We start from the raw sequence: 13,337 nt of genomic DNA, 5'->3' as shown, positions 1-13,337 counted from the left end.
AAAGCTACGCTGTTTGCATGATTGCGCAAACAGCATAGCTTTTTTTAATAGATGGAGCGATTAATCGAAACGAATCATTTCAGATACATATAAAGCGATACGTATGTTTAAGGAATGAACAGGGTCTTCTATATTTGTGCCAATCATATTACTGCATTTATTGATTCTATATTTTACAGTATTTCTGTGTATAAATATTTTATCTGCCGTTTTTGTTATATCGCATTGATTATCCATGTACACTTTTAAAGTTTGTTTTAATTCTAAATCTTTTTTTTGTTTTGGATAACTCAGTGGGCCCAAAGTATGTTTTACGAAAGGTAATAGCTTTTCTTGAGGGATAAGTTGTAATAGCTCCTGAATATCTTTGGAATGATATTGTGAGATAAAAGTTTTTGCATGATTTAGCAGTTCATTTTCAAAGGCCTCATTTGCTTCAAAAAAGGAAGAAGGTAACTGTGTGAATTCTGTTACTTCATTTCCAATACCAAATGAAATCGTATCATCAAAGTACTCACTATAACTTTGTTGTATTTTTTTTAGGTATTCAAAGTAATATTCATGTCGATTTTGGATTAATATCGCAAAACGATCGTTACTCGGTAATTTATAAACGCTGATATAAGAATCAATATCAGTTAATTTATGCTTTAACCAAAGGAATGTGAGATGGTGCCGCTCATTTAAGTAGTAACTATTTTCTAGATTATTTTTGGTGTCAATGCCGCAAATGATAATTTGATAATAGTCAGAGGGATAAATATAATATTGTCTTAATAAATCAGCATGCTTTTTGATCGAAAGGGTTTGATCGTTTTGATTATTGACTAACGATTCGAAAAATCGATTAATATCATTTTCCTCGGCTTCTTGTATTTTGGTGTTTTTGTATAAGGCGAAACTTAACACGCTGACTACTTGTTCGAGTGTTAATAAACTAAAGGGGTAGGAAAGCTTATTAACTTGAGAAACCATTAAATAGTATGGAAAGTATGTGTAACCTAATACTTTGAAAATTACATGGTCTTTATTTTCAAAGACGAGGTTATTTTTATCATATGTTAGCGCATCTTGATAATGGTTCATGAAATACTTGGTATGTTCAGCCATTAAAGCGTTACCTTGTCTATAATGACGACTGTATGCTTCAGGTGCTTTGAAAGGATCGAATAGAATGATAGGTACACCTAAGAGTTTGCTCATGCGCTCAATCATAGTATCAATACTGAAGCCTTTGATTAATAATTGGTTTAATTCTTGTTGTACTTGTAATGCATAATTTAACTTTCCAGTTTCAGAGTCAGAAATAAATGAAGAAATTTCGTGTGTAATTTCTCCTAAGTTCCAACTTTCTGGTATTTCAATTAATGGGAATTCGATAGCATCCGCAAAATCAATGACATCTTGCTCGATTTCGTGTAAAAACCTTGAAACTTTGATTCCAAGTCCAGCAGTGTGTATATCATTTAAATCTTTAATTAACTTTTTTAAGTTATCTTGATTATCTTGAAACAAGACACCGGTTGTTAAAATAAAAGAATTATTTGAAGTAAAATGCTTAATATCATTATTTTCAGTAATGTCTAAATTTGTCACTTCTGCTGATAAATCTCCGTTGCTATTTAACAATTTTAAGCCTTTAAATTGGGGAACGGATAAAATTTCGTTTAGAGTAGTCATAATTATGTCCTCCGCTTCTGATTTACACAATCACTAGTAATGAAAATGCATGAAAATATATATAATGATAAATTCTATTTGTCTGTATTTATCTTAAAAATCAGGGTTTTTGTCAATTTGTGATAACGATTGTTCAAAATGTTCAAAAAATTTAATGTATATCATTAATTATACACTTATTTTGTTCGATTCCTATAATTTTATTGTTTAGAAATGTCATTAATAACAAAGAAAAACGCTTACACTCGTACTACACTTATAACTGAAGATTATACAACTAGTTATTAGCTTGTTAAAGTAAAGGAGATAAAAATAGAATGGGAAGACAGGAGAACAATGCGGCATTATCACAAGCGGTTTTCGAGAAGCGCGGTTATAATAAAGATATAATGCCTAAGACACCGACACAAAGAAATAACTCCGCATTTAACTTTTTCACACTATGGATGGGTGCTGTCCATAATATACCTAACTATACTGCAGTTGGGGGATTCTTATTATTAGGACTATCGCCATTACAAGTCATATTTGCATTAATATTAAGTTCTTTTGTAATCGCTTTATTATTAGTTAGTAATGGTTATGCTGGTTCTAAATACGGTATTCCATTTGCTATGCATTTACGTCATACATATGGTGATGTAGGCGCGAAGTTACCCGGTATCCTACGTGGCGTTGTCGCAGGTATCGCTTGGTTTGGTCTACAAACGTTTGCGGGGTCACAAGCACTATTAATACTATTAAATAAAATATTCCCTGGTTTTGCGGATATTGGACAAGGCATATCGATACTTGGTATTTCTGTTCCAGGTCTCATTGCATTTTTAATATTTTGGGCTATTAGTTTTGCAATTGGATTTGGTGGAGGAGATATTTTAAATAAATTCACAGCTATATTAAATCCACTTATTTATATTGTCTTTGGTGGTATGGCTATCTGGGGCGTTATGGCTGCTGGTGGCGTTGGAAATATTTTAGATTATGAAATTTCTACAAAATCTAGTGGTATCATTTACCCAGCGATTTTATCCTTTATTTTAATTATCAACTCGCTATTAGGTGTGTGGGCAGGACCTGGTGCAAGTGTTTCTGATTTTACGCAAAATGCAAAATCTACTAAAACACAAGTGGTTGGTCAAATTTCAGGTATTGTAGTTGCCCACATTTTATTCGCGATTGCTAGTGTGTTCATCATTATTGGTGGCTCGATTTATCTTGGACATCAAGAATGGAATATCCTAACAATTATTAATGAATGGAGCAACTTCTGGGCGATTCTGATATCTACTGGTGTGCTATTGATGACGACGATTTCAACAAATGCGACGAGTAATATCATCCCAGCAGCATATCAACTCACTGCACTTTTACCAAAATGGATTAACTATCGTCGTGGCGTAATTATTGCCTCGGTATTGAGTATAGTCATTATGCCGTGGAAGATGATGGAAGAGGAAGATAGTATTTTCTTATTCCTAAACGCGATAGGTGCTATTCTTGGTCCGGTAGCAGGTGTTATGATTGTTCATTTCTATATTGTGTCTAAATGTCACATTGATATAGATAAGTTGTATTTTGATTTGAAAGAAAAAGAGCACAAAATACCACGTATTAATATTTCTGCATACGTCGGAACGGTTGCTGGTGTTATCATTTCACTATTAGGATTTTTACCAGCATTTACAGTGATATCAGACTTTTCTTGGTTTATAGGCTTTGTCATTGCCGGTGGTGTTTACTTAATTTTACATTATGTATTCCATGCAGAAAGAAGAAAAAAAGGAGGAGCAGATTATAATGAAGTATGATTTGATTATTAAGAATGGTTTAGTCATTTTAGAAGACGGAGAGCAACAAGTTGAAGTCGGTGTTAAAGACGGTAAAATTGTCGCTATTGGTCAAGCATTGGGAGAAGCTGAACAAGTTATTGACGCACAAAATCAAATTGTTTCACCTGGTATGGTGGATGCGCATGTGCATATAACTGAGCCAGGCGGTGGCTATCGTGATGGTTGGGAAGGATATGTTACAGGGACAAATGCTGCTGCTAAAGGTGGCGTGACTTCATTTGTGGAAATGCCATTAAACCAAGTTCCAGCTACAACTGACAAAGCGTCTATCCAAGCAAAATTTGATGCTGGAAAAGATGAATTATCAGTGGATGTTGCAAGTTATGGTGGTTTAGTACCATATAACTTAAACGGTGGTATTCAAGAATTAGATGAAGCAGGTGTTGTGGCTTATAAAGCTTTCTTAGCAACATGTGGTGACCGTTCTATTGAGGGTGACTTTGAAAATGTTGATGATTATTCATTATATGAAGGTATGAAGCAAATTGCTAAGACTGGCAAAATTTTATCAATTCATTCTGAAAATGCGGCAATCACTGATCGATTAGGTGAGATCGCAAAAGAAAATGGTGAAACGACATTAAGTGCTTACGTGGATAGTCGTCCGGTATTTACAGAAGTTGAACCAATTCGTAAAATTATTTTATTTGCTAAGGAAACGGGCTGTCGTGTGCACATTGTACACGTTGCTTGTGAAGAAGGCGTTGATGAAGTCATCAAAGCACAGCAAGAAGGTGTAGACATTACTTGTGAGACATGTACACACTACTTGTACTTCTATAAAGAAGAATTAGATGACATTGGACCAGTTGTTAAATGTTCTCCACCAATCCGTGAGCAATCTCGTTTAGAGGGAATGTGGAACCGCGTATTAAACGGTGATATTAGTTTTGTAACATCTGACCATTCACCTTGTACGCCAGACTTAAAAGATACTGACAATGCATTTGAAGCATGGGGTGGTATTGCTGGATTACAAAACAACGTAGACATTTTATTCGACGAAGGTGTTCAAAAACGTCAAATGCCATTAACAAAATTTGCTGATATTATTGCGACAGCACCAGCAAAACGCTTTGGTTTAGATACAAAAGGTAGTATTGCAATCGGTAAAGATGCTGACTTCGTATTTATTAAACCAGACGCACCTTATACATTACAAGCTGAAGATTTAGCTTATCGTAATAAAATGAGTCCATATATCGGTCGTGAAATTGGTGCTCAAGTCACACGTACAATTTTAAGAGGACAAGAAATTTATAGTGATGAAGCAGGTATTTCAGACAAACGTATTGGACGTTTTATCTAAAAGTTTCTTGAAAAGCTTGAAGTTAAGAATGTTGGAATATTAAAAACAAGCGCAACAAGGATTAATCCGTTTACTAAATGGATTGGTCCATACTGTCGACAAAGTCTCTGACTTTGTTGGCAGTTTTTTTATGCGCGCTTTCTAGGGACACTACCTTAGCTGTAGTCTTTCGCTAGTGTGCTTACCACAGGAGTAGGTATAAACCACTGCCAATATCACTCAAAATGATTACAATATATCAATCAAATCAGTGAGACAAGTGATTCAAAGAAATAGAAGTAAATGTAGCAGACCATTGATATTTAGGATAGAGCTGAAGATTTGAAATTTGTTAATACTGTAAAGAAACAAAAACTGATCCATTTATTAACGGGACTATTTTTTGTTTTCACAAGCTCTGAACTCGGTTTGAGTGAACAACTCTAGGGAATAATATTACATATTACATTTTTAAGTATCTACATATATCGCTTTTAAAGTGATTGGAGCTTAAAGTCATATTACTTTGATCACAACGTATGGTGAGATGCTTTAAAGCAAAGGGGTTGTAATATTTGGAAAAATTAATTTCTTTTTCGGATTGGTTATGGGGTTATCCACTTGTACTCCTGCTTTTGTTTGCAAGTGTATTTTTGACAGTCTATTTAAATTTTATTCAATTTAGGCATTTTTTCTATATGCTCAAACAAACATTTGGGAGTGTTAATAAAAAACCTAGAGGGGAAGGAACAATTACACCGCGTCAGGCTTTAACTTCCGCCTTATCTTCAACTGTAGGTGCAGCTAATATTGTGGGTGTACCTACTGCGATAATGATGGGTGGGCCTGGTGCGGTATTTTGGATGATGGTTATCGCTTTTTTAGGCATGGCTTTAAAATTTAGTGAGAATGTCTTAGGTGTACACTATCGTGAGCAAAATAAAAAAGGTGAGTTTGTGGGCGGTCCGACTTATTACATGAAAAAAGGCTTTAAAAACAAGAAGTTAGGCACAATTTTTTCGTTGATATTTGCCTTTGCACTGATGATTGAAATTGTTCCAAGTATTATGGTTCAAGGTCATTCTGCGGCGAGCACGATGAAGGATACATTTAATGTGCCTATGGCGGTTTCTGGTGTTATATTAGCAGTTCTTGCTGCACTCGTCGTTTTTGGCGGTGTGAAACGTATTGCTTCGTTTGCTGAAAAAATTGTACCAATCATGGTTGGGCTTTACTGTTTTTTTGGCTTTTTAATCATTTTAATGAATATTAGTCATGTCCCTAATGTTATTTGGTTAGTGATAGAACAGGCATTTAATCCTACGGCAGCTGTAGGAGGTACATTTGGTGCAGCATTAGCTACTACAATTCGTTGGGGCTTTGCGAGAGGGATTTATTCTAATGAAGCTGGTCTTGGTACATCGTCAATTGCGCATGCAGCTGCAAAAACGGACCACCCAGTTCGACAAGCTTTCTGGGGTATCAGTGAAATTGTGGTAGACACGTTAATCATTTGTAGTACCACTGGTTTTGTTGTTTTAGTTTCAGGTGTTTGGAAAGCGAGTGATGCGAAAGCGCAGTCTGCAGCGTTAACTGCCAGAGCATTTGAAAATACTTTTGGTCAATTTGGAAGTATGATGGTATCTATTTCGATGATGTTCTTCGTATTTTCAACCGTTGTAGTAGTTATTTTTTATGGATCAAGAATGGCAGAATTTTTATTTGGACTTACGGCAGGTTGGGTGATGAAAACAATATATGTGCTTTCGATGATCGTAGGTGCGTTAGGTGCTGCACAACAATTGTGGGACTTGCTTGATTTGGCACTTGCAGCCGTATTGATTCCAAACGTTATCGCAGTGATAATGTTATCGCCAAAAGTGAAATCGTTAACCACAGATTTCTTTAAAAATTATAAATAAACCTTATTAATATAAAAAGTACCAAACCTCATACTTGTCATTACTAAAAGGAAATATTGGCTTTAACTTTTAGTACGATGCATCATGAATGGGTGTTATGGTACTTTTAATTGTTGATGATATTTATGATTTCGGGCTCTGAACTGGTAAATGATGTGTCGTATTATAGTCTAGGATGTGCGTGTTATTGTCGTTAATTTCTAATGTGCTGAAACTACCATTAGCAAGTCTAGTAATACCAGTGCCGATTGCTCCATTAGAAAAATAATAGAATATAGCATTAATAAAGGCGCCATGAGAGATAATTAAAATATTTTTATTTGTGTGATCTTGATGTACGGTCTGAATCCCCTTTAAAAAACGTTCGGTAACCATTGCTTCAGTTTCTTTGTTTGGATATTCACGATTCGGAAAACGCGCATCTCGTTCGTAATAAGTAAGGCCTTCTGCATCTCCAAATGCAACTTCAATAAATGATTCCTTTTCATAAAGCGGTATGTTTAACTTTTGTTGAATAATTTGTCCAGTTTCTTTAGCTCTTAGTAATGGGCTCGTAATCATGAGGTCCCATTCATTTTGAAGTAAGGAAGTGCCACAAGCTTGCGCTTGTTTTATGCCTGATTCATTCAATGGGATGTCTGTTCTGCCCTGTAATTTACCAGCAATATTCCAATCTGTTTCTCCATGTCTAATAAAACATATTTTTGTCATTATAAATCAACCTTTACCTTGATGTGTTTTAAGCAGTATCTCTTTGATATTATTAACGATTTTTCTATTTAATATGGTATAACACGAATTAAATTTCCACTTATTATAAATAATCATAACACGTTTGCTTGTGTTAGATGGTGAAACACATATCAACAGGCGTTGGTTTCAAGAACCCTGTGTTTATGAAATGATGCATGATCATGATTGGTGTGATTATGCTGAAAGATTGTATATTATATTGCGATTGATAGGTCAAAAGACTAATGTGCATTAAGTTTCCAGTACTGTGTCAACTTTTGCTAATTCGATCGTTGTTGCAATCATCACATTAATACCTTTTTCGATTTGGCTATCAGTTACAGACTCTTTTGGCGAATGACTAATGCCATTTTTACATGGAATAAAAATCATACTTGTAGGACAAATGGGTGCGAAATTCATCGCATCATGACCAGCACCACTATACATATAGCGATATTGATATGCTAGTGCCTTACAACCGTCTTCAGAAATCTTAGCAATCGCTTGATTAAATTGTCGAGGTTGATCCTGACCTAAATCTTCTAATTCATAATCTGCTTGACGTTTTGTGGTAATGGTTTTGATGTGCGTTTTCATCTCTTCGACAACTTTTTCTCGAATATCTTCATCTTTTCCTCGAATATCGATGAGTAGTGTGACTTCACCAGGAATTGCATTCATTGTATTAGGATAAACGTTGGCATACCCCACAGTCGTTACTATCCCCTTATCATGATAAGCCTGACCTAAGGCTTCGATTTTTAAAATGACTTCAGCAGCAGTAGTCAATGCGTCTGTACGCATCGGCATAGGTGTTGATCCTGAGTGGCTAGTAATACCAGCTATTTGTAACTTGAAGCGGTGTGGTGCAGCAATGTGTGTGACGATGCCAATATCTTTTTGATTATTTTCAAGAATTGGACCTTGTTCAATATGTAATTCTAAAAATGCTTTGATTTTGTTTCTTTCAAATAATGCTGCTTTACCGTTCATATCTTGTGCTAAAGGTGCAACAATATCGTAAAGTACGTTGCCATCGTTATCTTTGATAAATTTCATATCATCTTTTGTCATTTTACCAGTAAGGTATTTACTTCCTAAAGTTGCTTCGTTGAAACGTGTAGATTCTTCGCAAGCAAATGCAATAATTATAATTGGATGATCCGTTTCTATATGATGCGCGTTTAAATGTTCGACTACTTCCAGTGCACCAAGCACACCTAATAGACCGTCATATTGGCCGCCATCCTTTACAGTATCGATATGTGAGCCTAGTACAATTGGTTTTAAAGAAGGATGCTTTCCTTCTCTGCGTGCAATAACATTACCAAAGAAATCAAAGTAAACATCTAAACCTGCCTTTTGACATAACATTGAAAATTTTAAGGCTGCGACACGTTCTGGATGACTAAAAGCAATGCGGTTAATCCCCCCGTTTTTGGGGTTGCGAGCAAAATTATTAAATGTTTGAAAATTTTCTATTACATTTTGTAAGTTCATCATTTATCCCCTTCGATATTCAGTTTAATTTGATTCAAAAATTGAATAACTCGTTCATATACTGCTTTACTCGTTGAGTTAACTTCACGATCAAAATCATGGCTGTCTAGGTCTAAACGTTCAAAGTGACTCGTTTCAATTAATCTAGCTATATATTCACTTTCACTATAAGGTACATCAGAATCTCCTGTACAGTGTACAATGAACATAGGAGGGAAGTTTTTCATTTCTTGTGGTGTGATATTATAAGTACTTTGTGTAGATGATTGAATCCCTAAATAGGACATCCAACGTGCTTGACCACGAACATATAAGTAAATTGGATATCTTGTTTGCAACGGCGCAGATGTTAATGGTTTAGATTGAATCAATTGATTTAATATTTTCGGTGTAATTTGTGTAGATAGCGCTTGATATTGTTTATTTGGCTTCAAAAAGGCAGGCACATGTACACGCGAGTAACCATAGAAATCAATGATACTATCAACTTTACGATGACGTGCGACAAGCATAGCTAAAAATGCACCGGCTGAACGTCCGAAGGTAATCAGTGGTAACGAAGGATAAAGTGATTTTAAATGATCGTAGTTACTCAGTGCATCTTCAATAATCGTATCAATATGACTTTCTGGGGCAAGTCGATAGGAAACCATTATTAAGTGATAGGATTCGGATAAAATATCTATATACGCTTGCGGTAAATCGTTTGGTTGTCCAAAAATGAGTCCGCCACCATGAAAGTACATAATGACGCCTTTAGGGCTTTGGCTTTTAGCTGCTATGATGGAATAAGGTAATGGAAAACCATCCTTTGATAGACAAGTAGCTTTTTGTTGAGTCAAATTGACCTAGCCTCCTATTAGATATATTTTGCTAAATATATTATCTCAAATAAAAAACACGACGTATTTGTATAAATCGAATAAAAGTAAAGAACATTATTGTTAGAATTGTGAATGATAAGTCATATGTAAACGCTTATAATTGTATGTGAAATGAAAAAGGAGTTGAATTACATGGACATCCGATCTTCTTTTGAGGCTCTAGACAAAAAATTCACTGCGTTTGGCGGTTTGACTGGTGGAGGCATCACGCGTCTACTTTATTCTAAAGAATGGTCAAATGCTGTACAAGCATTGAAAGAAACACTAGAAAAAGATGGATTTGAAACAGAATTCGATAGCATCGGCAACTTAAAAGGACGTATTGAAGGTAGTAAATACCCTGAAGAAACAATTATGTCCGGTTCTCACATTGACACAGTTGTTGAAGGTGGCCATTTAGATGGTCAATTTGGTGTGTTAGCTGCTGTTGTTGCGATGCAGTCACTTAAAGCCGAATATGGCCAACCATTACGTTCATTAGAAATTTTAGCTTTAGCAGAAGAGGAAGGTAGTCGTTTCCCATTTGCTTTCTGGGGAAGCAAAAACTTCTTCAACTTAGCTAATAAAGCTGATGTAGATTCAATTGCTGATGGTGAAGGTGTTGCTTTTAAAGAAGCGATGCGTGAATGTGGCTTTGATTATCGAACAGCAGATAATGATTATAGTTACATAAAATCATTTATCGAAGTGCATATTGAACAAGGTAAAGTATTAGAGACGGAAAATAAATCAATTGGTGTCGTTAACGGCATCGTTGGTCAAAAACGCTATACGATTCACTTAAAAGGTGAAGCAAACCATGCAGGTACGACACCGATGGGCTTGAGAAATGACGCAGTTGTAGCTTTCAGCAAAATTGCTAATCAATTAACAGATCGTGCGCGAGAAATAGGGGATCCATTAGTCATTACATTTGGTCGTGTAGACCCAGTGCCGAATACAGTTAATGTGGTTCCAGGAGAAGTTACGTTCTCTATTGATTGTCGTCATATTAATCAAGATGAGTTAAATCAATTTGCAGAAGAAATTGATGCATGTATTAAACGTGTATCTGAAGAAGAAGGCGTGCAATGCGACATCGATTTATGGATGGATGAAGCACCGACTTTGATGGATGAACGCTTGGTTAAAGAAGTTCAAAATGCTGCTGAAACAGTAGTGGGTGAATCAAAGTGGAAATTAATGCCTTCTGGTGCAGGTCACGATTCTCAAATTTTTGCTAAATATGTGCCGACATCAATGTTGTTTGTACCATCTATTAATGGTGTGAGTCACAACGTTGAAGAAGAGACAAATGTAGAAGATTTAGTTAAAGGTATCGAAGTGTTAAAACAAGTATTATATAAACTTGCTTATAAAGAATAATACTTAGTCATAGACAACTAGAACAACATCATTGGGCTATATAAATAAACATGGTTCAACAAACTTTTTATAGAGAAAAGCAAAAAAGATTTTAAATACAGATAAAGAAAAGGAGCATTTTATTTATGGGTTATATTAATCATAATCAAGGATATAGAGAAGGTTTATTAGAAACACGTTCAGTAATTAAAAAAGATAACTATGCAGTCATCACACCAGATGGTTTAGTAAATAATGTTGTACCTGGTTTTGAAGATTGTGACGTAACGATTTTAGGTTCACCAAGACTTGGTGCGCGTTTCGTAGACTACCTCGTAACATTGAAAAATCAAGGTGGAAATAGACAAGGATTTGGTGGAAATGGTGTTCAAACATTCATCTATGTTGAATATGGAAACATCAACGCGTATGCAGATGATAAAAAATATGAATTGAGTGCAGGTGGTTATTTATATGTACCATCTCATCAAGTAATGACATTTGAAAATAGCAATCAAAATAATGACAGCCGAGTATTCTTATATAAAAAACGTTATCAACCTTTAGAAGGTTATACGCCAGAAGTTGTAACTGGAAACGTTAATGATATGGTTCAAGAGCCATATGAAGGCATGGAAGAAGTTAAAATTCTTGATTTGCTACCAAAAGAATTAGCATATGATATGAATATTCACATCTTGTCATTTAAACCAGGTGCTTCACACGGTTATATTGAAACACACGTTCAAGAACATGGGGCTTATGTATTAAGTGGACGTGGTATGTACAACTTAGACAACGAATGGCAACCAGTTGATAAAGGTGATTATATCTTTATGGGTGCTTATGCACCACAAGCAACTTATGCTGTTGGTTTAGACGAACCATTCGCTTACATCTATTCCAAGGATGCAAATAGAGATATAGAAATTTAAGGAAGGTTGTTAGTCATGGAAGAGGGAGCATTAATATACGTCGAACGTGGTAAACTACGCCAATTATTTAAAGAGAAATTAACACACGCAGGTTTACCTGACGCGCAAGCTGAAAAAACAGCAGATCTGATGATATTTGCTGACGAACGAGGCATTCATTCACATGGCTCAGTTCGAATGCAGTATTATGCAGAACGAATTGCTAAAAAAGGTTTTAATTTGGAACCAGATTTGAAATTTACGAAGACGGGTCCTTCAGCAGGCACATACTTCGGCGATAATGCTGTTGGCCATTATGTTGCATATCAAGCGATGGAAGAAGCGATCAATTTAGCAAAATCCAGTGGTATCGGCATGGTAGGTATTCAAGAGATGGGGCATAGTGGTGCCATTGGCTATTTTGCAGAACAAGCTGCAAAACAAGGTATGGTTGCATTAACCGTATGCCAATCTGACCCAATGGTCGTACCATTTGGTGGTACAGAATCTTATTTTGGTACGAATCCAATCGCTTTTGCGTCACCACGAAAAAGTGGTGATCCTATATTGTTTGATATGGCAACAACGGTACAAGCGTGGGGGAAAATATTAGATGCACGCTCAAAAAACAAATCAATACCTGATACATGGGCAGTGGACAAACATGGTGAACCTACTGCAGATCCTTTTGAAGTAGCTGCGTTATTACCTGTTGCCGGACCAAAAGGTTACGGTTTGATGATGATGGTAGACATATTAGCAGGTAGCTTGTTAGGTTTACCGTTTGGTAAGCATGTCACTTCAATGTATGAAGATTTAAGTCAATATCGTAGATTAGGACAATTTCATATCGTAATTAATCCAGCATATTTTGATGATGAAACACAGTTTTTAACACAGGTTTCTGACATGGTAGATGAGTTGCATGACGTTAAACCTGCTAAAGGTTTTGATCAAGTGTATTATCCAGGTGAGATTCAAGAAGAAGTTAAAAAACAATATGCAGAGCGAGGTATTCCAGTTCCGCAAGAAATTTATGATTATTTAATATCTGATGACATATATTAGGAAGTAATAAAAAGAAGTGAACGAGATAATTTAATGTAATAAATGGTGACTTATGACATTTAGCATGGTGCGTCTTTAGTAACTTCTTTTTTTACTGCTTGAAAACACAAATTTTAATGAAATATAACACAATAATAGTAATAAGGAGGTTG

The 13,337-nt window shown here is 35.5% G+C and carries 10 protein-coding genes; 6 read left to right on the top strand and 4 right to left on the bottom strand.

Annotation, left to right across the window (positions count from 1 at the left end; all coding sequences use genetic code 11):
• Positions 1-60: 60 nt before the first annotated feature.
• Positions 61-1,680 (bottom strand): PucR family transcriptional regulator, encoded by a 1,620-nt coding sequence (locus KA833_RS10880; RefSeq protein ID WP_046207028.1) that lies wholly within the window; start codon positions 1,678-1,680, stop codon positions 61-63.
• A gap of 317 nt (positions 1,681-1,997) precedes the next feature.
• On the opposite strand from KA833_RS10880, the gene allW reads away from it, so the two are divergent.
• The 3 genes from allW (at position 1,998) to KA833_RS10865 (ending at position 6,740) form a co-directional block, all read left to right on the top strand.
• The gene (allW, locus tag KA833_RS10875; protein WP_046207027.1) at positions 1,998-3,488 is read left to right on the top strand and encodes an allantoin permease; all 1,491 of its coding nucleotides are present in this window, start codon (positions 1,998-2,000) and stop codon (positions 3,486-3,488) included.
• Entirely contained in the window at positions 3,478-4,839 is a 1,362-nt protein-coding gene (gene allB / locus KA833_RS10870; protein WP_046207026.1) for an allantoinase AllB, read from the top strand. The genes allW and allB overlap by 11 nt, the downstream gene beginning before the upstream one ends.
• Before the next feature lie 554 nt (positions 4,840-5,393).
• Complete coding sequence (locus tag KA833_RS10865; RefSeq protein WP_046207025.1) at positions 5,394-6,740, top strand: alanine/glycine:cation symporter family protein; 1,347 nt, start codon at positions 5,394-5,396, stop codon at positions 6,738-6,740.
• Between the two features lie 123 nt (positions 6,741-6,863).
• On the opposite strand, the gene KA833_RS10860 is transcribed toward KA833_RS10865, so the two are convergent.
• The 3 genes from KA833_RS10860 to KA833_RS10850 all read right to left on the bottom strand — a co-directional run bounded on the left by KA833_RS10860 (position 6,864) and on the right by KA833_RS10850 (position 9,817).
• On the bottom strand, positions 6,864-7,451 hold the full coding sequence (locus KA833_RS10860) for a histidine phosphatase family protein (RefSeq protein WP_192946363.1): 588 nt from the start codon (positions 7,449-7,451) through the stop codon (positions 6,864-6,866).
• A gap of 273 nt (positions 7,452-7,724) precedes the next feature.
• Entirely contained in the window at positions 7,725-8,975 is a 1,251-nt protein-coding gene (locus KA833_RS10855; protein WP_210128371.1) for a M20 family metallo-hydrolase, read from the bottom strand.
• A complete protein-coding gene (locus KA833_RS10850) occupies positions 8,975-9,817 on the bottom strand; it encodes an alpha/beta hydrolase (protein ID WP_210128372.1) in 843 nt (280 codons plus the stop codon). Before KA833_RS10850 ends, KA833_RS10855 begins: the two co-directional genes overlap by 1 nt.
• Before the next feature lie 174 nt (positions 9,818-9,991).
• On the opposite strand from KA833_RS10850, the gene allC reads away from it, so the two are divergent.
• The 3 genes from allC to allD all read left to right on the top strand — a co-directional run bounded on the left by allC (position 9,992) and on the right by allD (position 13,185).
• Positions 9,992-11,224 carry an allantoate deiminase gene (gene allC, locus KA833_RS10845; RefSeq protein ID WP_210128373.1) on the top strand — a complete coding sequence of 411 codons (1,233 nt, stop codon included), beginning with the start codon at positions 9,992-9,994 and terminating at the stop codon, positions 11,222-11,224.
• A 125-nt stretch (positions 11,225-11,349) separates the two neighbouring features.
• On the top strand, positions 11,350-12,138 hold the full coding sequence (gene allE / locus KA833_RS10840; protein ID WP_046207020.1) for a (S)-ureidoglycine aminohydrolase: 789 nt from the start codon (positions 11,350-11,352) through the stop codon (positions 12,136-12,138).
• A gap of 15 nt (positions 12,139-12,153) precedes the next feature.
• Entirely contained in the window at positions 12,154-13,185 is a 1,032-nt protein-coding gene (allD, locus tag KA833_RS10835) for an ureidoglycolate dehydrogenase (RefSeq protein WP_210128374.1), read from the top strand.
• The last annotated feature ends 152 nt before the right edge of the window (positions 13,186-13,337 follow it).

This window comes from Staphylococcus sp. GDY8P67P (assembly GCF_017892545.1).
GTDB classification, from domain to species: Bacteria; Bacillota; Bacilli; order Staphylococcales; family Staphylococcaceae; genus Staphylococcus; species Staphylococcus ureilyticus.
This window is presented reverse-complemented; position numbering and strand designations above follow the sequence as displayed.

What these genes read in the sequence shown, in the direction of transcription:
- allC (WP_210128373.1), top strand. Translation starts at nt 9,992, where the DNA reads ATGGACATCCGATCTTCTTTTGAGGCTCTAGACAAAAAATTCACTGCG.
- KA833_RS10855 (WP_210128371.1), bottom strand. Translation starts at nt 8,975, where the DNA reads ATGAACTTACAAAATGTAATAGAAAATTTTCAAACATTTAATAATTTT.
- allD (WP_210128374.1), top strand. Translation starts at nt 12,154, where the DNA reads ATGGAAGAGGGAGCATTAATATACGTCGAACGTGGTAAACTACGCCAA.
- KA833_RS10860 (WP_192946363.1), bottom strand. Translation starts at nt 7,451, where the DNA reads ATGACAAAAATATGTTTTATTAGACATGGAGAAACAGATTGGAATATT.
- allB (WP_046207026.1), top strand. Translation starts at nt 3,478, where the DNA reads ATGAAGTATGATTTGATTATTAAGAATGGTTTAGTCATTTTAGAAGAC.
- allE (WP_046207020.1), top strand. Translation starts at nt 11,350, where the DNA reads ATGGGTTATATTAATCATAATCAAGGATATAGAGAAGGTTTATTAGAA.
- allW (WP_046207027.1), top strand. Translation starts at nt 1,998, where the DNA reads ATGGGAAGACAGGAGAACAATGCGGCATTATCACAAGCGGTTTTCGAG.
- KA833_RS10880 (WP_046207028.1), bottom strand. Translation starts at nt 1,680, where the DNA reads ATGACTACTCTAAACGAAATTTTATCCGTTCCCCAATTTAAAGGCTTA.